Below are 21,321 nucleotides of genomic sequence, written 5' to 3' on the forward strand. Positions count from 1 at the left end.
GACCGGGACGGACGAACCTCTGGTGTGCCAGTTGTATCGCCAGGTGCATGGCTGGTTGGCTACGTTCGGGAAGGATAACCGCTGAAGGCATCTAAGCGGGAAGCTTGCCTTGAGATGAGGTCTCCCTCCCACTTTGGTGGGGTAAGGCTCCCGGTGGATGACCGGGTTGATAGGCTGGTGGTGGAAGCGTTGTGAGGCGTGGAGCTGACTGGTACTAATAGGCCGAGGACTTGACCACAACAAACACGTTTGTGTGTTTAATGCTGTTGCGTGTGTGGTGCTCGCGTTCACTGTGTGATTCTGAGACTGCAACCAGGCTGCGGTCTGCCCCTCTTCGGAGGGGTGGGTCTGCGCCGGTTGGTGGTTTCGATGTGTTGCGGTGGTTATGGCGGTGGGGAGACACCCGGTTACATTCCGAACCCGGAAGTTAAGCCTGCCTGCGCTGATGGTACTGCACTGGGGACGGTGTGGGAGAGTAGGTCGCTGCCGCACAATTTTTGAATATGGGGAGGCCCTTGTCGCTGGGCACGGAGTTCAGGTTCCGTGCCGGGCGATGAGGGCCTCCTCTTTTGCATGCCCGGAAACAGCCCCGCCTCCACCACCTCCACGAGGCATCGCCTAAGGTTTGCTGCATTGTGGAGCTTTTCGAAACCCATCGCCGGCACCTGTGGGGCGTCGCCTACCGGATCCTCGGCACCGTCGCCGACGCCGATGACGCCATGCAGGAGACCTGGCTGCGCTGGGAGCGCGCGGACCAGGCCGCCGTCGAGGACGTCCGGGCCTACCTGACGACGACGGTCAGCCGGGTCTGTTACGACATGCTGACCTCCGCCCGTGCCAAGCGGGAGTCCTACGTCGGCCAGTGGCTGCCCGAGCCCGTGGTCGAGGAGCTGGGCCCGGAGGACCGGGCCACGTTGGACGACTCGATCAGCCTCGCACTGCTGGCCGTTCTGGAACGGCTCACGCCGGCCGAGCGCACGTCGTTCGTGCTACACGATGTCTTCGATGTGCCGTTCGAGGAGATCGCCGACATCGTCGGCCGCAGTACGGGGGCGGTCAGGCAGCTCGCGTCCAGGGCCCGGGTGCGGGTGCGGGAGTACGGGCCGCGGCGTACGCCGGAGCGGTCGGCGCACCTGAAGGTGGTGGCGGCGTTCGCGGCGGCGGCTGCCAGCGGCGACCTGCCCGGCCTGGTGGCCGCGCTGGACCCCGACGTCGTGTGGACGGCGGACGGCGGCGGCAAGGTCACCGCGGCGTTTACTCCGGTCACGGGTGCGGACAAGGTCGCCAGGCTGGTCCTGGGGATGGTGGAGCGCTGGTACACGAACATGTCCGCGGAGTTCCGCGAGGTGAACGGCGCACCGGGTGTACTGGTGGTGGACGCGGCGGGGGCGGTGGACTCCGTGCTGGCGTTCACCGTCGCCGAGGGCCGCATCACCCGCGTGGACGTCGTACGCAATCCGGACAAGCTCCGGCATCTCGCTGTGTGACACAGCTCACTAAGACATTCTCCGCCTTCCGCTGGTCTCCCCTGGTGAACAGCGACTCAGGAGGCTGGCATGAAGATCGTGGTGATCGGCGGCGGATATGCGGGTATGATGGCGGCGCTCCGGCTCGGCCGGCGACACGGCATCACCGTCATCAGTGCGGAGGACCGGTTCACCCAGCGGATCAGGTTGCATGAGTTCGTGGCGGGACGGCCCAGCGTGACGGTTCCGCTGGCGGAGCTGACCCGGGGCACCGGCATCGAGGTCGTCACCGCGTGGGTGGAGGGCATCGACCTGGCCGCCAAGCGGGTGCGTACGGCCGACGGCCGCGAATTCGGCTATGACACGCTGGTCTACGCCCTGGGCAGCCACACGGACCTGAGCCTGCCCGGTACGGCCGAGCACACCTACACCGTCGAGCGGGCCGCCGAACTGCGCGAGCGCCTGGCGGACGGTGCGAAGAAGGTCGTGGTGGTCGGTGGTGGACTGACCGGCATCGAGCTGGCCGCCGAACTCGCCGAGTCCCACCCGGGCCGCCGGATCGAGCTGGTCGCCGGTACGGTCGCGGGGGCGGGACTCTCCGCGCGCGGGCGCGCCCGGGTCGAGCGAACGCTCACCAGGCTCGGCGTCACCATCCACACCGGCACGCGGGTCACCTCGGTCGAGGAGGGGGTACTTCACACCGACCGTGGCGATATCTCCGCCGATGTCATCGCCTGGGCGGGATCGTTCGCCGTACCGGGACTCGCCGCCGCAGCGGGGCTCGCGGTGGACGACCGGGGCCGGGCTCGCGTGGACGGTACGATGCGGTCGCTCTCACACCCCGACGTCTATGTCGTCGGCGACGCGGCGGCCGTGGAGATCCCGGGCGCGGGCGTCTCACGCATGTCGTGCGCGGTGGGCATGCCGATCGCGGCCCACGCCGCCGACGCGATCAACGCCAGAGCCGACGGACGCACCCCGGCCGAGTTCCGTTTCCGGTACTTCATCCAGTGCATCAGCCTGGGCCGCCGCGACGGCGTGATCCAGTGGGTCAAGCCCGACGACTCCCCGGCGAAGCTGGTCATCACCGGCCGCCTCGGCGCCTGGGTCAAGGAACAGGTCTGCCGCTCCACGGTCACGTGGCTGCGCATGGAGCGCCGCCGCCCCGGCTCCTACCTGTGGCCGAAGGGCCCGGCCCCGGTACGGCGGAGCGCTGACGAGGGCCGGGCCGTCGCCGACCTGCCCGCGGCCGACCTCACCAGATCATGACCGGGCTCGCCTATCACCCGGTGCTGCTCGTCCTGCGCTTCGGATTCGAGTTGTTCGCGCTGGCCGGCTTCGCCATCTGGGCCTGGCGCAGGACGCCGGGGCCCCTGCTCCGCTTCCTGACCGCCATCGCGTTGCCGGTGGCGGTCGGGTGGGCGTGGGGCGCCTTCGCCGTGCCGGGCGACGAGTCGCGGTCGGGCGAAACCGACTTCGACACCCCCGGCCCAATCCGGCTGCTGCTGGAACTCGCGGTCTTCTTTGGTGCGGCATTCGGCTATTACCGGGTGGGACTGCGGCGGATTGCGGTAGGATTCGCGGTCCTGCTGGCCGTATATCATGTGGCGGCGTTCGACCGGATCATCTGGCTTCTACAGAATTAGCCTGGAGTGGAATGTAGTTCGGCGGTCATGACCGTGACCGCATGGCCGCCGAGTATGACTCGGTCGCCGCGTAGGCTGGTATGCACCAAGCCGCCCCGGGCGGAGAGCTGGTGGCCGAGGAGGTCCTTCTCGCCGAGTTGGGCGGACCAGTACGGGGCGAGGGCGCAATGTGCCGACCCGGTCACCGGGTCCTCGTTCACGCCAACGCGGGGCGCGAAGAACCGTGAGACGAAATGGGGCTGCTCCGACCCCTCCTGACCTGCGACGGAACCACTACGGTCGGTGTCGTCATTCGACGCGCGCGCGGTGACGATGACACCTCTCGCGTCGATCTCACGCAGTGCCGCGATATCCGGGGTGAGGGTCTGTACGGCGTGTGCCGATTCCAGTTCGACGAGTAGGTCCTCCCGGGCACGGGCGGTCCGCAGCGGCGTCGCGCCCAGTGCTTCCGCGAGCCCCGCGGGTGGTGTGGTGGGCTTGGGCGGTGCGGCGGGAAAATCCATCGTGATCATATTGTCGGAGCCCTGACTCACTGTCAGGATTCCACTCAAGGTGGAGAATTCGATCGTCCCTGAGGCCGCTCCGATGGAATAGAGCACATGCGCCGTGGCCAGGGTCGCGTGCCCGCACAATGCCACTTCGACGGCCGGGGTGAACCAGCGCAGCGAATACGGCCGGCCGCTGTCGAGACCGGTCACGAACGCGGTCTCGGAGAGGTTCATCTCGGCGGCGAGCGACTGCATCCACGTGTCGTCAGCAGGGAAGTCGAGCAGGCAGACGGCCGCGGGGTTACCCTGGAACGGTTGCCGGGTGAAGGCGTCTACGGTGAACATCCGCATGGAGTCAGGTTATCGGGGGAGGATAACCGATCGCCCTGAGGGACCCAGCCGTACAAAATAGGAAAGTGTTGGGCGTGTCGCATGGCGAACATCCAGGCATCGGTTAGCGTCCAATGTGTCAGGGCGAGCCGAATGCGGTGAGTGCCTGACGAGGAAAGGACGAGCCGATGGGGGCAGTGCGCAAGGTGGCGACCTACCTTGGCCTGGGCGGTGTTGATCAGTACGACGAGCCCTACGAGTACGAGGGCGCCGAGGACGAGGAGTGGATGCCCGCGGCGGAGCGCGCGGCGCGCCGGTGGCAGCAGGCCGGGGAGCCCGCCCGCATTGTGATGGTGCAGCCGCGTGAGTACAACGACGCGCCGACCATCGGGAAGCACTTCCGCGAGGGGCAGACCGTGATCATGGACGTGACCGGCATGTCCATGACGGAGGCCACCCGGATGGTGGACTTCGCGGCCGGGCTGGCTTACGGCTGCGAGGGCAAGATCGAGCGCATCGCGGAGAAGGTCTTTCTGCTCGCCCCGGCCGACGTCGAGATCTCCGCGGTCTGACGTACGGCCGTGGGGGCATGCTCGCCGGGGGGCCGAGCATGTCCCACTGACCGACTCGGCAGACGACCGGCCGACGCGTGGTGTCGTCGTGGTCAGGCGGCGCGAGGGCCGCGGCGGATGAGGCGGGTCAGTTCGGTGAGGTCATCGGAGGCCAGCTTGGCGCGGTTGTCGGCCTCGCGGGCGTACTCGTGCATCGCCCAGACCGCCCCGTCGGCCAGTTCGCGCAGCTCGGTGGTCCGGGCGCGTACGTAGTCGTCGTCGGCACGGGACTGGCCGTGCGCGCGCCACAGCAGGTGACCCGCGAGCGCGCAGAGCGCCACGCCCGGGACCAGCAGGAGCAGCATCGGCACCAGGAAGGCCGCCACGCCCAGGACGACGCCGAGCGCCGCCAGGGCGTAGCCCGGCCAGGGGCCCCGGCGCTTGGGCACACCCGACTCGGTGATCCGCCGCTCGGCGTCGGCCAGCGAGCGAGGGTCGGGCCCTTCGGGCAGCAACAGGATGTCGTGCCCCAGTATGGGCACGGTGATCTGCGTGGGCGGCGCGCTGCGGGTCGCCTCGGTCAGCTCTTCGGCCACCGAACGCACGATGGGCGCGACCACGTGCAGGGCGGCGGCGGCCAGGTCGGGGTCCGCGCCGGGGCTGAGATCGTCGCGCAGGTGGCCGACCAGCGAGCCCATCGGGCCCTCGGGGCCGCCCGAGCCGATCAGGCCGCGCAGGACCGCCAGCGGCTCGTCATGGGCCCAGGCGGAGACGGGCCGCCCTGAGCCGTTGCGCGGCGGGGGCGAGGCGCTGTCGTCGGGCCGCTTGGACGAGGTGATCTCCACACACCGGCCGCGCAGCCGCGCCAGCTTGGCGGCGGCCTGGGTGGGGTCGGCAAGCCCGGGGATCTCGGCCAGCTCGGGATAGTCCACCAGCGAGTGCGGTATGACAACGGCGGGGTTGCCCGGTATGAGGGCGGCGAGCCAGCCGTCCACGTCGTCCTGGTCGGGGAGATCGACGGCGTCGAGCTTGCGGAGTACGAAGATCTTGCCCGCCGGGCCGTACGCGCCCCGCGCCGCGGTCACCCACAGCGCCCGCTGCCCGTGCGCCACGGGCCGGTCGGCGGACAGCTCGCCGAAGGCGATGCCGAGCCAGGACGCGTGGATGCGGTCGCCCTGGCCCGCCACGGCGAGCGCGAGGCACAGGAAGAGCGCGGTACGTCGTTCGTCCCGCTGCGCGGCCTTGGCCAGCGGGTGCAGCGCGTCCTGGCCCGCCATGAGCGCCACCAGGGCCTCCATCGCGGGCGGCAGCCAGTGGCCATCGACGTCGGCGAACGTGGCCGGGAGCACGGGCGTGGCACCGCCGGCGGCGAGGTGCGCGAGCAGCGCCTCAGCGCCGCGCTGGAGCTCCGTCGTGGCACGGGGGCTCGCGGTCAGATCCATGCTCAAGCGGGAACCCCCCGTAGACGCTGGGATCGCCCGGACATGTGCGACTCCCGCCGAGGTCGCATGCCGGACATTCCAATGACCGCGCAAAGCCTAACCCGGGGGGTGCCCATGTCCACGGAGGCGCGCCCAGAGCAGGCGCTTCCGGGACCACCCGGTGCCATCCGGTCGGCCCCTCCCCTCCACCGGCACACCCCACCCAGCGGTCGGACGGCGGTGGCGGGGGTCACATGCGGTCGGGGGCCGGGACGCCGAGGAGGTGGAGGCCGGTTTCGAGGACGCGCAGGGTGAGGGCGCACAGGGCCAGGCGGGAGGCGCGGGTGTCGGCGGGGACGCCGTCCTTGACCACCGGGCAGGTCTCGAAGAAGGTGGTGAAGGCCGTGGCCGTGTCGAACAGGAACGCGCACAGCCGGTGCGGCTCGGCGGCCTCGCCCACCCGCTCGACCACCGCGGGGAAGCCGAGGAGTTGCAGGGCCAGCGCCCGCTCGGCGGGCTCGCCGAGGACGATCGGGCCGGTGACGGACGCCGGGTCGACGCCGCCGCGGCGGAAGATGGACCGGATCCGGGCCTGGGCGTACTGCATGTACGGGCCGGTGTTGCCGGTCAGCGCGAGCATCCGGTCGAAGTCGAAGACGTACTCGCTGTCGTGGCTGACAGACAGGTCGGCGTACTTCACCGCGCCCATGCCGACCGCCCGCGCGATCTCCTCGCGGGTCGCGTCGTCGTAACCCCGGTCGGCGATGGCCGCCCTGGCCCGGTCGATCGCCTCGTCGAGCAGGTCGGTGAGCTTGACCGACTCGCCGGAGCGGGTCTTGAACCGCCGGCCGTCCTTGCCGAGCATCATGCCGATCTGGATGTGCTCGGGCGAGACCGAGTCGGGCAGCCAGCCCGCCATCCGGGCCGCCGCGAAGACCATCTGGAAGTGCAGGGCCTGGTCGTTGCCGACGACGTAGAGGATGCGGTCGGCCTTCAGGTCGTGCACCCGGTAGCGGATGGCGGCCAGGTCGGTGGTGGCGTAGCCGTAGCCGCCGTCGCTCTTGCGGATGATCAGCGGCAGCGGCTTGTCGTCGCTGCCGGTGAAGCCGGGCGGGAACACGCACAGCGCGCCCTCACTCAGCACCGCGACCCCGGACGCCTCCAGGTCGGCGCAGGTCTTGGCCAGCATGTCGTTGTACATGCTCTCGCCGGCGATGTCGGCGTCGGTCAGGGTGACGCCGAGCATGCTGTAGATCTTGTTGAAGTAGCGGATCGTGGCGTTCATGAAGACGTGCCAGAGCCGCAGCGTGTCGGGGTCGCCGGACTGGAGCGTGGTGACGCGCTCGCGGGCCCGCCGCTTGAACGTCTCGTCGGTCTCGAACTTCTGCCGCGCGGCCTGGTAGAACTCGGTGCCCTCACCGGCCTCCAACTGCGCCACGGCGGCGGGCTCGCCGATGTCGAGCAGGTGCTCGATGAGCATGCCGAACGGCGTGCCCCAGTCGCCCAGGTGGTTCTGCCTGACGACGCGGTTGCCGAGGTGCTCGTGGACCCTGGCCAGCGCGTCGCCGACGATCGTCGTGCGCAGGTGGCCGACGTGCATCTCCTTGGCCGCGTTGGGCGCGGAGTAGTCGATCACGACGGTGGCCGCCGGAGTGATCGTGGGCACCCCGGCGCGCGGGTCGCCGAACATCTGGCCCGCCTGCTCGGCGATCCACGCGTCGCTGAGCGTGATGTTGAGGAACCCGGGGCCGCTGACCTCGACCGTGCCGGGGAAGTCGGCGAGCCGGTCGGCGATGGCCTGGGCGACGTCGCGCGGCTTGGGCCGGTCGGGCAGTCGCCTGGCCAGGCTCATCGCGACGTTCGCCTGGAAGTCGGCGAACTGCGAGGGCCGGATCAGCGGGTCCGCGTCGGCGAACTCCGCCCCGAAGGCGTCGGCCAGTGCCAGCCGGACGCGCTCGGTCAGGACGAGCTGCGGATCGGTCATGCACCCAAGAATATCGGCTGGCGATCCATGTCCTCACCGGGTTTCTCACCCGTGATCACCAGCGCCCGAAGGCTACGACCACAGGCGGTGCGGGCGGTGCGTCCCGGCGACGCGCTCGCCGATCTTGGCGACCGTCCCGGCCGCCGCCAGCCGCGCGGCCAGGGCGCAGGCCGCCGCTATCCCGTTGGCTCTGGAGGCGCCGTGCGCGATGACGACCGTGCCGTTCAGGCCGAGCAGTACGGCCCCGCCGTACGCCTCGGGGTCGAGCCTGTCGCGCAGGTCGCGCAGGGGGGAGCGCTGGAACAGCGCGCCGAACCGCGCCAGGCGGCTCTCCGCGAAGCTCGCCCGCAGCTCGCCGAAGGTGAACCGGACCGCGCCCTCGATGGCCTTGAGCGCGACGTTGCCGGTGAACCCGTCGGTGACCACGATGTCGACCACGCCGGTGAGCAGGTCGTGGCCCTCGACGTTGCCGCCGAAGTCGATGCCGGGGGCGGCGGCGAGCAGTTCGTGCGCCCGGCGTACCAGTTTGTCGCCCTTCTCGGCCTCGCTGCCGATGGTGAGCAGGCCCACCTTGGGGTTCGCGACGCCGAGGCCGGTCTCGGCGTAGGCGATGCCGAGGTGTGCGAACTGCACCAGCGACTCCGCCTTCACCTCGGCGTTCGCGCCCGCGTCGAGCAGGATGGTGGGGCGCGGCGCGGTGGGGAGTACGACGGCGAGCGCGGGGCGCAGTACGCCCTGCTGGCCGCGCAGCCGCAGCTTGCCGGTGGCCACGACCCCGGCGGTCGAACCGGCGGACACCACGGCGCAGGCGTCGCCCCGGCGTACCAGGTGACAGGCCACGGCGATGCTGGAACGCGGGCGGCGCAGGCTGGCCAGCGCGCCGGCGTTCATCTCCAGGGCCTCCTCGGCCCGCACGATCGGGATCTGCCGCGCGGCGTCGTGCTCGATCAGGGCCTCGTGCAGCACCCGCGGCGCTCCGACCAGGACCACGGGAACGCCGTGCTCCCGGTACGCCTGTACCGCACCGGCCACGATCTCCGCCGGGGCGTGGTCGCCGCCCATGGCGTCCAGCGCGATCGGCGGCAGGGCGGCGGACCGGCGGCCGTCCTCCGCCTTGCCGGGCGAATCCGTGCCGGACGTGCCACCGGAAGGGGTGGTCGTGGCGGACTGCCCGGACTGGCCGGGTTTGCCGGAGTCGCCGGAGTGGTCGGTTTCGGGCAAGGTCACCTCGTGCGGATCGCGTCTCACCGCATCGTAGGCGTCCTGTCCGGTACGTCTACCAGCGGGTACGTCGGACCGGCCGGACCCATGGGCACTGGCCCGTGGTCAGCCGAAGTGCGGGTCCTTCTCCCGGGAGACCACGATCTTGCTGAACACCGCGCGCCCGGTGATGCGGATCAGCGGGCCGGTGGTGTCGCTGTTCCCCGCACCGCCCGACCCCACCGCGACGTGGCGCTTGCCGAACAGCACCCCGCCCTCCTCGATCACCTGCGCGTCGCCCGGGACCCGCACGATGAGCTTGCCGCAGAACGCGTTCAGTTCCAGGGTGATCTCCCGGCCGGGCAGCACCGCCTCCGTGAGGTCCACGATCAGCGCGCCGAAGGTCGATCGCATTTGGGTATGGCGGGCCGGAACCCACCTCCCGCCCCGGACGACCTTGCTGAACACCGCGCCGACCTGCTGCTTGTGCATGGCGTCGGCCGCTGACGAGCCGCTGACGGCGGGCAGATCCCGAGTGATCGCGACCAGGTCACCGACGGTTATCGCAGAGTAGGTGGCCTCCAGGCGGTCGGCATGCTCAACACTGGTGAGACGGCCGGTGGCGAGGGCTTCGCCGATGACCGCGGCGACCTGGTCGCGCTCGGCGTCGGAGGCGCGTTGATCCACGTTGTCGGGCGGTGGACTGCTCATGTGGACGAGTGTACGACTAACGCGATATGTCGCGAAAGCAGGAAGTTTTACGGCGACCTTAGCGATCATCTGAAAGCTCTTGGGGCACTGCCCGGGCAGGACGACATCAAAGGAAACTTTGGTCTCCCTGGAACCAGTCGAGGGGGTTGCCACGTCGGGGTATATGAAAAATAGAGGACGCACGAGACGGCCTAGTGGTTTACAACCTCGTTGGAAAAGGGAGGGAAGGGCCTAGTGATCTTGAAGCAGAACGGTAGTCGCGGGTTCCGTGCCTACACCAGCAAGCACCTGGATGAGCTGCTCCAGCGTGCAGGACTCGACGACGAGGAACGGCTACGTATCCGTGCGGTGGCGACCGTGCTGCCCTTCCGGACCAACGCCTACGTCGTCGACGAGCTGATCGACTGGTCGGACATCCCGGACGACCCGATCTACCGGCTTGTGTTCCCGCAGGCCGACATGCTGCCGGAGGCGGACGTCACCCGGATCGCCGGCCTGCTGCGCGACGAGGCCGCGAAGAGCGAGATCACCGCGGTCGCCCACGACGTACGCATGAAGCTCAACCCGCACCCCGCCGGGCAGCTCCAGCTCAACGTCCCCCGGGTCGGTCAGGAACCGATCCAGGGGCTTCAGCACAAGTACCCCGAGACCGTTCTCTTCTTCCCCAAACAGGGGCAGACCTGCCACGCGTACTGCACGTACTGCTTCCGCTGGGCGCAGTTCGTCGGGGACCCCGACCTCAAGATGGCCTCCGACGATGTCGAGCGGCTGGTCGAGTACGTCCATGCGCATCCCGAGGTGACCAGCATCCTGCTCACCGGCGGCGACCCCATGATCATGGGCGAGCCGGTGTTGCGCCGCTACATCGAGCCGCTGCTGCAGATCGAACAGCTCGAATCCATCAGGATCGGGACGAAGTCCCTGGGCTACTGGCCGCAGCGGTACATCACCGACCCTGACGCGGACGACACCCTGCGCCTGTTCTCGCGGGTGGTCGAGTCCGGCAAGAACCTCGCCTTCATGGCGCACTTCTCCCACCCGCGCGAGATCGAGCCGCAGGCGGTGCAGGAGGCGGTCCGGCGCATCAACGACACGGGCGCGGTCATCCGCACCCAGGCGCCGCTGATTCGCTCCATCAACGACGACCCGGCCATCTGGACGCACATGTGGCGGCGTCACCTCACCATGGGGATGGTCCCGTACTACATGTTCGTCGAGCGTGACACCGGTCCCCAGGACTACTTCGCGGTGCCGCTCGCGCGGGCGTACGAGATCTTCCGCGACGCGTACGCGGGCGTGTCGGGGCTGTGCCGTACGGTCCGCGGGCCGTCGATGTCGGCGACGCCGGGCAAGGTGTGCGTGGACGGGGTCACGGAGATCGCCGGTCAGAAGGTCTTCGTCCTCCACCTCATCCAGGCCCGCGACCCCGAACTCGTCGGCCGCCCCTTCTTCGCCCGCTACGACCCCCAGGCCACCTGGCTCACCGACCTCACCCCGGCCTTCGCCGACCGCTTCCCCTACGAGCCGGCCCCCCTCGGCGCGGCCCGCCTCTCCGCCTGAACCCCTGCCCAAGCCCCTGAGCCCGCCCCTACGGGCCCGGGAGCCCATTCCACCTCATCCGCAACGGCCGGTGCCCCCTCACGGGGCCACCGGCCGTTGTAGATGGCGCTCGCTCCCTCAGATGGCGCTCGCTCCGCTCGCGCGGGGCCCGTGTATGGCTGCGCGCAGTCCACCCCCCGGGGGTCAGTCCAACGCGTGGGCGTACTCCCGGGGGCCGCAGGACGGGCGGCGGACGCCGGTACGGCGGGCGATCTGGGCCTGTAGCCGGGCCATCTGCCAGTGCAGCTCCAGTAACTGTTCGGCGAGTTGGGTGTGCGGGATCTCCGCGGGATCCTCGGCTGCCAGGTGGTCGATCGCGATCGACAGATCTCTCATCGCGCGCCCCTCATCGACGGCGTCTCCGGATCGAATATACGTTCGGAATCATAGCGGAACGCCGGTCGCGATGTCAGAAAGTCGGGGCGCGGCCCGAGTCTCGGCGGCTCAGGTCTCGTAGGTCGGCGCGATGTAGCCTCGGGCCAGCGTGTTCGCGGTGATGTTGAAGCCCACCGCGGCGGGCGGCGTCTGCGGGTCCACGCCCAGCTTCTCGACGCTCAGCGCGTGGACGGCGAACAGGTAGCGGTGGGGGTAGCCGGGCGGCGGCGCGGCACCGCCGTACGTGGCCTGGTTGTAGTCGTTCCGGCTCTCCACGGTCCCCTGCGGCAGTCCCTTGGTGCCGACGGAGCCGGAGGCGCCCCTGGGGAGTTCGGTCACGTCGGCGGGGATGTCGAACGCCAGCCAGTGCCAGAAGCCGCTGCCGGTCGGCGCGTCCGGGTCGTAGCAGGTGACCGCGTAGCTCTTGGTGCCCTCCGGGCCGGGGGACCAGCGCAGATGCGGCGAGATGTTCTGCCCCGTCGAGCCCCAGTCGTCGAACACATGCACGTCCGACATCCGCTCACCGTCGCGTACGTCGTCACTCTCGACGGTCAGCGCGGGAACCTGGGGAAGAAAGTCGTACGGGATCGGTGGCCGCTGCGACACGGGTCTACCTCCGATGGATCTCGTCCTTCATGAACGTTCCCCATCTTGGGCCAAGTCGCGCACTCAGCGCACCACGCCCTGCCCACGCGCGCCCCCGCGCGAGCGCAGCGAGCGCCTTGAGTACTTCTAGTGACGCGCCCGCCGTAACCATGCACGGCCCGGGCGCGGTCGTGTCCGGAGTGACGAGCGATGGAGTGAGGGAGCGAGGAACGAGCGAGTGAGCGACGGAGCGAGGAGTAGAGGGCGCGGCCTTGAAGGCGCCCGGGCCCGCGCGAGCGGAGCGAGCGCCATGGGCACGCCCCCGCGCGAGCGAAGCGAGCGCCTTAAACACGGTTGTAGGCGGCGAGGACTTCCTTGGGGTTGCCGTCCATTTTGATCTTGCCCTTGTGCAGCCAGATGACCCGGTTGCAGGTCTCCTCGATCACGTCCAGGTTGTGGGCGACCAGGAAGACCGTGCCGGCCTCCTGGCGCATCAGCTTGATGCGTTCCTGGCTCTTGCGCTTGAACTCGCGGTCGCCCGTGGCCAGGGCCTCGTCGATGAGGAGGACGTCGTGGGACTTGGCCGAGGCGATGGCGAAGCGGAGCCGGGCGCCCATGCCCGAGGAGTAGGTCGACATCGGGAACTGGACGAACTCCCCGATGCCGGAGAAGTCGACGATCTCGCCGTACTTCTCCTTGACCTGGCTGGGCTTCATGCCCATCGCGTAACACCCGAGCACGATGTTGCGCTCGCCCGTCAGGTCGCGCATGAGGGCCGCGTTGACGCCCAGGAGGGACGGCTGGCCGTCGGTGTAGACCGCGCCGGAGTGGGGCGGCAGGAGGCCCGCGATGGCGCGCAGGAGGGTGGACTTGCCCGAGCCGTTGCGGCCGATGACGCCGATGGCGTCGCCGTGGTGGGCCACGAAGGACACGCCCTTGATGGCGTGGACCTCGCGCATCTGGGGGCGGCCCTGGCGGCGGACGAGGCGGAGCAGCGCGTTGGCGGCGTTGCCGCGTTCGGCGTCGGAGGCTGCGCCGTACACCCGGTAGATGATGTGGAGGTCGTCCACGATGACGGTGGGCGTGCCGGAGTGTTCGGGCCCCCCGGCCGGCTTCTCGTCCCTGGGATAGACCTTGACGTCCTTGTTGGACGGGACGTCTGGTTCCTCCGCCTTCACGTGTGACAGCTCCTCGGTCAGCTCAGCCACGGCCGTACCTCTCCTCGGCACGCCAGAAGTACCAGAAGCCGACGAGCAGGGCGAACACTGCCCAGAATACGCAGACCCCCCAGATCCACGGCGGGGCGGTGGTGTGCGACTTGAGCAGCAGCTCGCGCATTACCTCGATGTACGCGGCGGCGGGGTTGATGTAGAGAATGTCAGCGATGATCTGGGGGATCTCGGCGTCCCTGATCTTGTCGCCGATCGCGAAGAACACGCCCGACGAGTACAGCCAGGTCCGCATGATGAACGGCAGCAGTTGGTTCATGTCGCGGGCGAACGCCCCGATGCGCGCGAGGACCAGGCTGGCGCCGATGTTGAACATCGTCTGCAGCAGCAGCGCCACTGGGACGAGCAGCCAGGACCAGGTCAGCGGCTCACCGGTGACCAGCACCAGCACCGCCAGCACGCCCATCGAGATCAGGAGCTGTTGCAGCTCCTGCACCGTGTAGGCGAGCGGCAACGCCGCGCGGGGGAAGTGCAGCGCCCTGATCAGCGAGAGGTTGCCCGAGATCGACTTGGCGCCGCCGCTGACCGCGCGCTGTGTGTATGTGAACACGAACATTCCGGTGATCAGGAACGCCGTGTAGTTCTCCATGCCCTTGGCCGCACCGAGGATCAGGCCGAACATCAGCCAGTAGATCGCGGCGTTGAGCAGCGGCGTGAGCACCTGCCAGAGCTGACCCAACGCCGAATTGCTGTACTTCGAGATGTTCCGCGAAGTGGCGTAGGTCAGCACGAAGTGCCTGCGCTCCCAAAGCTGGCGCAGGTAGACGGGCAGACCTGGGCGTGCGATGGCACGTCGAAGCCCGTATCGCTCGGCGAGCTGGGCCAGCGACTCCTTCCCGGCGGAAGGGGTGCCGTCTTTCCGGCCGCCCGCCCGGGCGTCCGCGAGCGCGGATTCCGGCTGGCTCATGGCAAGGACTCTATTGGATCCTGGTGATGGGGATGCCTGCGATGGTGCTCTGTGCAGCGACGGGCGCGCACAGACAGTTGGACGTGGCCTCTCAGAGTACGGTTCCGGGGCATTTGCAAGGTTCTGCAATGCTCGCCCCGGGTTCATCCGCTGTGCTGCGGCCGGGTCAACCGTAGCCCAGGAGACGGCCCTGTGTCGGCAAGCACGCGAGCATCAGGCCCTTATGTGTATTTTGGGACAGACGCCCAAGTCCCCTGTAGGACAAGGGATCCCCGTCTGTACACTTCTGGCGAGTTTATGCCTGTTTTAGGCTCTTTGAGCGCCCGTAGTGGTATGCGTGTGACGTCCAGCGGGCGCACGTGTGACCGAACTGCAACGCGCCAGAGACTCCCTGGTGAGAAGTAGTGCGGGATTGTAGCGATCGACTGGCAGGGCGTCGGCAGGGTTCGACCGTGTCGGCCGAGGCGGGGGTAACCAGGCCCTTTCCTTGGCTGCCGGGAGAGCATCGCAGCTCAGAACCATGCCCACCTGAGAGGGAGGAAAGACCCACAATGCGTGTGACCAAGGGCGCACAAATAATCGCCGGTACCGCGCTGCTCGCCCTCGCGGTAGCCGCGTGCGGCGGCGGTGGCGGGAGCACCGGCAGCTCGCCCGGAGCCACCACAGGCGGAGGCGACGCTCCCGTCCGGATGGAGATCGGCGAGCCGCAGAAGCTGTTCTACCCGAGCGACACCACCGAGACCGAGGGCGCCGAGGTCCTCGCCGCTCTCTTTTCTCCCCTGGTGAGCTACAACGAGAACAAGGAAGTCGTCAACGAGGTCGCCCAGTCGATCGAGACCGAGGACAACAAGGTCTGGACGATCAAGCTCAAGCCCGGGTACACGTGGCACAACGGCGAGAAACTGATCGCCCAGAACTACGTCGACGCGTGGAACTTCGCCTCCAACCAGGAGAACGCCCAGTCGGCCAGCTACTTCTTCGGCCGCGTCGCGGGTTATGAGGACCTCAACCCGGGTGAGGGCAAGACGCCCACCACCAAGGAGATGTCGGGCCTCAAGGCCGTGGACGACACCACCCTTGAGGTGACGCTGTCCAAGCCGTTCTCGCAGTTCCCGGTCATGCTCGGGTATACCGCGTTCTATCCGCTGCCGAAGGCCGCGTTCGGCCCCGACGGCAAGGTGACCGAGGAGTTCGCCAAGAAGCCCATCGGCAACGGGCAGTTCTCGATCGACAAGCCGTACGGCAAGGGCACCGACCAGACGATCGACCTGACCAGGTACGACGCCTTCGCGGGTGCCAAGCCGAAGTTCGCCAAGCTGCAGTTCAAGATCTACACTAGCACCGAGACGGCGTACAACGACCTGCGCGGTGGCCAGCTCGACATCATCGACCAGCTCGCCGCCTCGTCGATCTCCTCGGCCAAGGCCGACCTGGGCGAGCGCTACATCGAGCAGCCCGACGCCGGCATCGGCTACATCGGCTTCCCGCTGAAGTACAACAAGGATTACGAGAACGTCAAGATCCGCGAGGCCATCTCGATGGCCATCGACCGGAAGACGATCGCGGAGAAGGTCTTCTCCGGCACCCGCGCCCCGGCCGACGACTTCATCAACCCGGCCATCGCGGGCTACAAGCAGGGCGCCTGCACGGTCTGCGTCTTCGACCCCGCCAAGGCCAAGGAGGTCTACACGGCGGCGAACGGCCCCAAGAAGCTGGAGCTGGGCTACAACGCCGACGGTGGCCACAAGGAGTGGATCGAGGCCATCGCGATCAACCTGCGCGCCAGCCTGGGCGTCGAGGTCGGGGTCAAGCCGTTCGAGAAGTTCCAGGCGATCCTCGACGAGCTGGACGCCAAGAAGTACACCGGTATGTTCCGGATGGGCTGGGCGATCGACTACCCGTCCCCGGAGAACTACCTGACTCCCATCTTCTCCACCGAAGCGGCCAAGACCGGCTCCAACTACGCCGGCTACTCCAACAAGGAGTTCGACGAGCTGCTGGTGAAGGGCGACACCGCCGAGACGCCGGAGGCGGGCCTTGAGGCCTACCGCCAGGCGGCCGACGTCCTGAACAAGGAACTCCCGTACATTCCGGTCTACTTCTACAAGATCAACGCGGGGTATTCAGAACACCTCAAGAGTGTGAAGATTAACCTGCTCAACCAGGTTGAGTGGGAGTCCGTCGAGAAGGCCTAGAAAGATTCTCCGAAGCCGGGCGCGCACGCCGCGCCCGGCCTGGGAGAAGGTCGCATGAGGGCAGTCTGCTTGGCACCGCAAACCCTGGGTACCGAGGCTGCCCTTTGCGCATGTATGGGAGGCTTTAGTGGGCCGCTACGTCATAAGACGTCTTATCCAGGCGATCCCAGTGCTACTGGGCGCCACCCTGCTGATCTTCGCCACCGTCTTCGCACTGCCTGGTGACCCCATCGCGGCGCTGGCGGGCGAGAAACGGCAGGATCCGACGGTCGTCAGTATTCTGCGTGAGCAGTATCACCTGAACGACCCCCTTCTAGTGCAGTACGGCTACTACATCGCCGGCGTGTTCCGCGGCAATCTCGGCCGGACCTACGCCAACGTGGAGGTGTCCGAGATCATCGCGGCGAAGTTCCAGGTGACCATCAACCTGGCGCTCACCGCGCTGGTCCTTGAGGCGCTGATCGGCGTCGGGCTCGGACTGTGGGCGGCGCTGCGCCGCGGCCGGGCCGTGGACAGCATGATCCTCGCCTCCACGCTGCTCCTCGTCTCGGTGCCGACGCTGGTGACCGGCTTCGTGCTGCAGCTCCTCCTCGGCGTCCAGCTCAGGAGGTGGACCGGCGTCACGATCTTCCCGATCGCCGGTGTGTCCGACGGCTGGGTCAGCTACATCGTCCCCGGCTTCGTACTGGCGGGCACGTCGATCGCCTATCTGACCCGGCTCACCCGGACCAGCTTGGTGGAGAACCTGCGCGCCGACTACGTGCGAACGGCCGTGGCCAAGGGCATGCCACGAAGACGCGTGATCGGACGGCACGCGCTGCGCAACGCCCTGATTCCGCTGATCACGTTCCTCGGAGCCGACCTGGGCACGCTCATGGGCGGCGCGGTGATCACAGAGTCGATCTTCAACATCCCCGGAATCGGGCAAGAGCTGTTCAGATCGGTACACGAACGACAACAACCGGTGGTGGTAGGCATCATCACCATCCTGGTGCTCGTGTACATCCTGGCCAACCTGGTCGTCGACCTGCTCTACGCTGTGCTGGACCCGAGGATCCGCTATGAGTGACATTCGACCCGCAGGCCCCATGGACCCTGAGACCCAGCAGCGCGAAGCTCTGGACCAGGTCGCCCCGGCCACAGCCCCCGACACCGCGCAGCCCGGCGTGCCGCCGTCGGCGCAGCCGAAGACCAAGCAGAAGAAGGAGGGCAAGCCCGCCAGCCTGTGGACCGACGCGTGGTACGACCTGCGCCGCCGGCCGCTCTTCATCGGCTCGGCCATCATGATTTTCATCTTGGTGGTCATGGCGATCTTCCCGCAACTGTTTACTTCGGTGAACCCGTACGACGCGGTCACCTGCCAGCTCATGGACGCCCGCACGCCCCCCAGCGCGGGCCATCTGTTCGGGCAGGACAACCAGGGCTGCGACGTCTTCGCCAAGACGATCTACGGCGCCCGGGTCTCGATCCTGGTCGGCGTGACCACGATGATCGTCACCGCGGTGTTCGGTGGCCTGCTCGGGCTGATCGCCGGGTTCCGTAGCGGCGCGACCGACGTGATCCTCTCCAGGACGACCGAGATCTTCTTCGCCATCCCGGTGATTCTGGGCGCGCTGCTGATCCTGGTGGTCTTCGGCAAGGGCAACGTATGGACGGTGATGCTGGCGCTTTCGGTGCTGGCCTGGCCGATGACGTTCCGCATCATGCGCGCGGCGGTGATCACCGCCAAGAACCAGGACTACGTCGTGGCCGCACGGGCGCTCGGCGCGGGCGCCGGCCGGATCATGTTCCGGCACATCCTGCCGAACGCGCTCGCCCCCGTGATCGTCATCGCGATGATCAACCTGGGCGGGTTCATCGCGGCCGAGGCGGCGCTGTCCTACCTCGGAGTCGGCATCCAGTCGCCGGAGATCTCCTGGGGCCTGATGATCGCCGATGCCCGCGACCGCTTCCTGGAGGCGTGGCACCCGCTGATCTTCCCGTCGATCTTCCTCAGCATCACCGTCCTGGCGTTCATCATGCTCGGCGACGCCGTCCGCGACGCGCTCGATCCGAAGTTGCGATAAGGGGGATCCGTGAAATCCGCGAAGACAACCGCCACCGATGTGTTGCCCGCCGAGGGAGGGCTGGGCAACGACGCACTGCTTGAGGTGGACGATCTCCATGTGGAGTTCGTCACCAGAGCGGGGCTGGTCAAGGCCGTCAACGGGGTGAGCTACTCGCTCATGCCCGGTGAGAGCCTGGCGGTGCTCGGCGAATCCGGGTCCGGCAAGTCGGTGACCGCTCAGGCCATCATGGGCATCCTCGACATGCCGCCGGCCAGGATCCCCCAGGGATCGATCAAGTTCCGCGGGACGGACCTGCTCAAACTGAGCGAGGACGCCCGCGCCCAGATCCGCGGCCAGCGGATCGCCATGATCTTCCAGGACGCGCTGTCCGCGCTCAACCCGGTCTTCACCGTGGGCTGGCAGATCAGTGAGATGTTCCGGGTCCACCGCGGCATGTCCAAGCGCGACGCGCTGAAGAAGGCCGTGGAACTGATGGAACGGGTCCGCATCCCGGGCGCCAAGCAGCGGGTGAACGACTACCCGCACCAGTTCTCCGGCGGTATGCGGCAGCGCATCATGATCGCGATGTCCATCGCGCTGGACCCCGAGGTACTGATCGCCGACGAGCCCACCACCGCGCTGGACGTGACGGTGCAGGCCCAGATCATGGAACTGCTCGCCGAACTCCAGCGCGAGAGCAACATGGGCCTGATCCTCATCACCCACGACCTCGGGGTGGTGGCGGACGTCGCCGACAAGATCGCCGTCATGTACGCCGGGCGCATCGTCGAGAACGCCCCCGTACGCGACATCTACAAGAACCCCGGCCACCCCTACACCAAGGGCCTGCTGGAGTCGATCCCCCGCGTGGACCTGAAGGGCCAGGAGCTCTACGCGATCAAGGGGCTTCCGCCCAACCTGCTGGACATGCCCTCGGGCTGCGCCTTCCACCCGCGCTGCCCGTACCGGCAGGACAACTGCGTCACCGACGTCCCCCCGCTGAACGAGATCAACCTGGACCGCAACAGCGCGTGCCACTACTGGAGGGAGGTCCTCGATGGCAGCCACGGGTGAACGGGTCCTTGAGGTCCGTGACCTGGTCAAGCACTTCCCGCTGACCCAGGGGATCATCTTCAAGCGGCAGATCGGCCAGATCAAGGCCGTGGACGGCGTCTCCTTCGACCTGCACAGGGGCGAGACCCTGGGCGTCGTGGGCGAGTCGGGTTGCGGCAAGTCCACGCTGGCCAAGGTGCTGATGGCGCTGGAGCGGCCGACGTCGGGCAGCGTGAAGATCAACGGCGAGGACATGGCCGCCGCCAGGGGCGGCGCGCTGAAGCGGATGCGCCGCAACGTGCAGATGGTGATGCAGGACCCGTACACCTCGCTCAACCCGAGGATGACGGTCGGCGACATCATCGGCGAGCCGTACGAGATCCACCCCGACGTGGCCCCGAAGGGCGACCGGCGGCGCAAGGTGCAGGAACTGCTGGAGGTGGTCGGTCTCAACCCCGACCACATCAACCGCTACCCGCACCAGTTCTCCGGCGGCCAGCGGCAGCGCATCGGGATCGCCAGGGGCCTGGCGCTCCAGCCGGAGATCATCATCTGTGACGAGCCGGTCTCCGCGCTCGACGTGTCCATCCAGGCCCAGGTGATCAACCTGCTGGAGCGGCTGCAGAACGAGTTCAACCTGGCGTACATCTTCATCGCCCACGACCTGTCGGTGGTGCGCCACATCTCCGACCGGGTCGCGGTGATGTACCTGGGCAAGCTCGTCGAACTCGGTAAGGACACCGAGATCTACGACAAGCCCGCCCATCCCTACACGCAGGCGTTGCTCTCCGCCGTACCGGTCCCCGACCCGGAGGGCCGCGAGGCGCGGGAGCGGATCATCTTGCAGGGCGACCCGCCGTCCCCGGCGAACCCGCCCTCGGGCTGCCGCTTCCGCACCCGTTGCTGGAAGGCGCAGGAGATCTGCGCCAAGGAGGAGCCGCTGCTGGAGATCCGCACCGGCACGGCCCACGAGAGCGCCTGTCACTTCGCCGAGACCCAGGACGTCGTGCACGCCTGACGCGGGCTGGAATAACGCGTCTGAGCCCTCCACAGGCCGGTCTTGTGGAGGGCTCAGCCGTTGGTTCGCCGTTGGCGCCGGCGGTCAGCGGCCGGCGGCCGCCCCGGCCGCGCCCGCCGCTCCGGCGGCGGCACCGGTGGCCCCGCCGACCGCCCCACCGGCCACGCCGCCCAGGGCGCTGCCGTTGGTGAGGCCGGTCACCATGCCGACCAGATCCCCCAGCGGGTCCTGCGCCACCGCGGACGCGACCCCGGCCGTACCGAACGCGGCCATGCCGACGATGGCGGTCGCGACGAAAATGCGTCGGATCATTTGCTACTTCCCCCGAAGCTCTCCCGGGGCACGTGTGATCACAGAACGTCCCCGGGTGGATGCGATATGTCCCCGACAGCCTCGCACCCACCCCAGTACCTCAGGCCCCGACTTGATCCGTCCATTACGCCCGCTGTGCTCGAACAAGGCCCACGCCGACCGCCACCCCGCGCGAGCGGAGCGAGCGCTTTAGGCACTTCTTA

The 21,321-nt window shown here is 68.3% G+C and carries 20 protein-coding genes and 2 rRNA genes; 12 read left to right on the forward strand and 10 right to left on the reverse strand.

The window, feature by feature from the left end; genetic code table 11:
• The 5 genes from DP939_RS34435 to DP939_RS34455 form a co-directional block, all read left to right on the forward strand.
• A 23S ribosomal RNA gene (locus tag DP939_RS34435) occupies nucleotides 1-238 on the forward strand; the annotation flags it as partial.
• Nucleotides 239-375: 137 nt separating this feature from the next.
• Nucleotides 376-492 (forward strand): 5S ribosomal RNA (gene rrf, locus DP939_RS34440).
• 143 nt (nucleotides 493-635) lie between these two features.
• Nucleotides 636-1,487, forward strand: coding sequence for an RNA polymerase sigma factor SigJ (gene sigJ / locus DP939_RS34445; protein WP_225878681.1), 852 nt, complete (start codon nucleotides 636-638; stop codon nucleotides 1,485-1,487).
• Nucleotides 1,488-1,556: 69 nt separating this feature from the next.
• Nucleotides 1,557-2,735 carry an NAD(P)/FAD-dependent oxidoreductase gene (locus tag DP939_RS34450; RefSeq protein ID WP_113985032.1) on the forward strand — a complete coding sequence of 393 codons (1,179 nt, stop codon included), beginning with the start codon at nucleotides 1,557-1,559 and terminating at the stop codon, nucleotides 2,733-2,735.
• A complete protein-coding gene (locus tag DP939_RS34455) occupies nucleotides 2,732-3,112 on the forward strand; it encodes a YrdB family protein (protein WP_199565614.1) in 381 nt (126 codons plus the stop codon). The genes DP939_RS34450 and DP939_RS34455 overlap by 4 nt, the downstream gene beginning before the upstream one ends.
• Here DP939_RS34455 and DP939_RS34460 read toward each other — a convergent pair.
• The gene (locus DP939_RS34460; protein ID WP_113985034.1) at nucleotides 3,109-3,951 is read right to left on the reverse strand and encodes a PhzF family phenazine biosynthesis protein; all 843 of its coding nucleotides are present in this window, start codon (nucleotides 3,949-3,951) and stop codon (nucleotides 3,109-3,111) included. The two genes, DP939_RS34455 and DP939_RS34460, sit on opposite strands and share 4 nt — an antisense overlap.
• Before the next feature lie 167 nt (nucleotides 3,952-4,118).
• Here DP939_RS34460 and DP939_RS34465 point away from each other — a divergent pair, with 167 nt between their 5' ends.
• Nucleotides 4,119-4,502, forward strand: a complete 384-nt coding sequence (locus tag DP939_RS34465; RefSeq protein WP_113985035.1) for a cell division protein SepF — start codon at nucleotides 4,119-4,121, stop codon at nucleotides 4,500-4,502.
• Between the two features lie 92 nt (nucleotides 4,503-4,594).
• Here the strand turns inward: DP939_RS34465 and DP939_RS34470 are convergent, their stop codons facing one another.
• From DP939_RS34470 to DP939_RS34485, 4 genes are all read right to left on the reverse strand, one after another.
• Nucleotides 4,595-5,923, reverse strand: a complete 1,329-nt coding sequence (locus tag DP939_RS34470) for a hypothetical protein (protein ID WP_113985036.1) — start codon at nucleotides 5,921-5,923, stop codon at nucleotides 4,595-4,597.
• A gap of 229 nt (nucleotides 5,924-6,152) precedes the next feature.
• Nucleotides 6,153-7,886: an arginine--tRNA ligase gene (argS, locus tag DP939_RS34475; RefSeq protein WP_113985037.1), complete on the reverse strand. Its 1,734-nt coding sequence runs from the start codon at nucleotides 7,884-7,886 to the stop codon at nucleotides 6,153-6,155.
• 72 nt (nucleotides 7,887-7,958) lie between these two features.
• On the reverse strand, nucleotides 7,959-8,948 hold the full coding sequence (gene plsX / locus DP939_RS34480) for a phosphate acyltransferase PlsX (protein WP_113985162.1): 990 nt from the start codon (nucleotides 8,946-8,948) through the stop codon (nucleotides 7,959-7,961).
• Between the two features lie 264 nt (nucleotides 8,949-9,212).
• Nucleotides 9,213-9,797, reverse strand: a complete 585-nt coding sequence (locus tag DP939_RS34485) for a DUF1707 SHOCT-like domain-containing protein (RefSeq protein ID WP_113985038.1) — start codon at nucleotides 9,795-9,797, stop codon at nucleotides 9,213-9,215.
• A 234-nt stretch (nucleotides 9,798-10,031) separates the two neighbouring features.
• Here DP939_RS34485 and DP939_RS34490 point away from each other — a divergent pair, with 234 nt between their 5' ends.
• On the forward strand, nucleotides 10,032-11,357 hold the full coding sequence (locus DP939_RS34490) for a KamA family radical SAM protein (protein ID WP_113985039.1): 1,326 nt from the start codon (nucleotides 10,032-10,034) through the stop codon (nucleotides 11,355-11,357).
• 183 nt (nucleotides 11,358-11,540) lie between these two features.
• Here DP939_RS34490 and DP939_RS34495 read toward each other — a convergent pair whose 3' ends face one another.
• From DP939_RS34495 to DP939_RS34510, 4 genes are all read right to left on the reverse strand, one after another.
• Complete coding sequence (locus DP939_RS34495) at nucleotides 11,541-11,732, reverse strand: hypothetical protein (RefSeq protein ID WP_113985040.1); 192 nt, start codon at nucleotides 11,730-11,732, stop codon at nucleotides 11,541-11,543.
• 108 nt (nucleotides 11,733-11,840) lie between these two features.
• Complete coding sequence (locus tag DP939_RS34500; protein WP_113985041.1) at nucleotides 11,841-12,377, reverse strand: YbhB/YbcL family Raf kinase inhibitor-like protein; 537 nt, start codon at nucleotides 12,375-12,377, stop codon at nucleotides 11,841-11,843.
• A gap of 323 nt (nucleotides 12,378-12,700) precedes the next feature.
• The gene (locus tag DP939_RS34505; protein ID WP_113985042.1) at nucleotides 12,701-13,564 is read right to left on the reverse strand and encodes an ABC transporter ATP-binding protein; all 864 of its coding nucleotides are present in this window, start codon (nucleotides 13,562-13,564) and stop codon (nucleotides 12,701-12,703) included.
• Entirely contained in the window at nucleotides 13,557-14,492 is a 936-nt protein-coding gene (locus tag DP939_RS34510; RefSeq protein WP_113985043.1) for an ABC transporter permease, read from the reverse strand. The genes DP939_RS34505 and DP939_RS34510 overlap by 8 nt, the downstream gene beginning before the upstream one ends.
• Before the next feature lie 551 nt (nucleotides 14,493-15,043).
• Here DP939_RS34510 and DP939_RS34515 point away from each other — a divergent pair.
• The 5 genes from DP939_RS34515 (at nucleotide 15,044) to DP939_RS34535 (ending at nucleotide 20,806) form a co-directional block, all read left to right on the forward strand.
• Nucleotides 15,044-16,687 carry a peptide ABC transporter substrate-binding protein gene (locus tag DP939_RS34515; RefSeq protein WP_113985044.1) on the forward strand — a complete coding sequence of 548 codons (1,644 nt, stop codon included), beginning with the start codon at nucleotides 15,044-15,046 and terminating at the stop codon, nucleotides 16,685-16,687.
• 127 nt (nucleotides 16,688-16,814) lie between these two features.
• Complete coding sequence (locus DP939_RS34520) at nucleotides 16,815-17,756, forward strand: ABC transporter permease (RefSeq protein ID WP_113985045.1); 942 nt, start codon at nucleotides 16,815-16,817, stop codon at nucleotides 17,754-17,756.
• The gene (locus DP939_RS34525) at nucleotides 17,749-18,753 is read left to right on the forward strand and encodes an ABC transporter permease (RefSeq protein WP_113985046.1); all 1,005 of its coding nucleotides are present in this window, start codon (nucleotides 17,749-17,751) and stop codon (nucleotides 18,751-18,753) included. Before DP939_RS34520 ends, DP939_RS34525 begins: the two co-directional genes overlap by 8 nt.
• A 9-nt stretch (nucleotides 18,754-18,762) precedes the next feature.
• Nucleotides 18,763-19,809, forward strand: coding sequence for an ABC transporter ATP-binding protein (locus tag DP939_RS34530; protein ID WP_113985047.1), 1,047 nt, complete (start codon nucleotides 18,763-18,765; stop codon nucleotides 19,807-19,809).
• The gene (locus tag DP939_RS34535) at nucleotides 19,793-20,806 is read left to right on the forward strand and encodes an ABC transporter ATP-binding protein (RefSeq protein WP_113985048.1); all 1,014 of its coding nucleotides are present in this window, start codon (nucleotides 19,793-19,795) and stop codon (nucleotides 20,804-20,806) included. Before DP939_RS34530 ends, DP939_RS34535 begins: the two co-directional genes overlap by 17 nt.
• 84 nt (nucleotides 20,807-20,890) lie before the next feature.
• On the opposite strand, the gene DP939_RS34540 is transcribed toward DP939_RS34535, so the two are convergent.
• Nucleotides 20,891-21,118, reverse strand: coding sequence for a hypothetical protein (locus DP939_RS34540; protein WP_113985049.1), 228 nt, complete (start codon nucleotides 21,116-21,118; stop codon nucleotides 20,891-20,893).
• Nucleotides 21,119-21,321 lie beyond the last annotated feature (203 nt).

Source organism: Spongiactinospora rosea, from assembly GCF_003315795.1.
Lineage (GTDB): Bacteria > Actinomycetota > Actinomycetes > Streptosporangiales > Streptosporangiaceae > Spongiactinospora > Spongiactinospora rosea.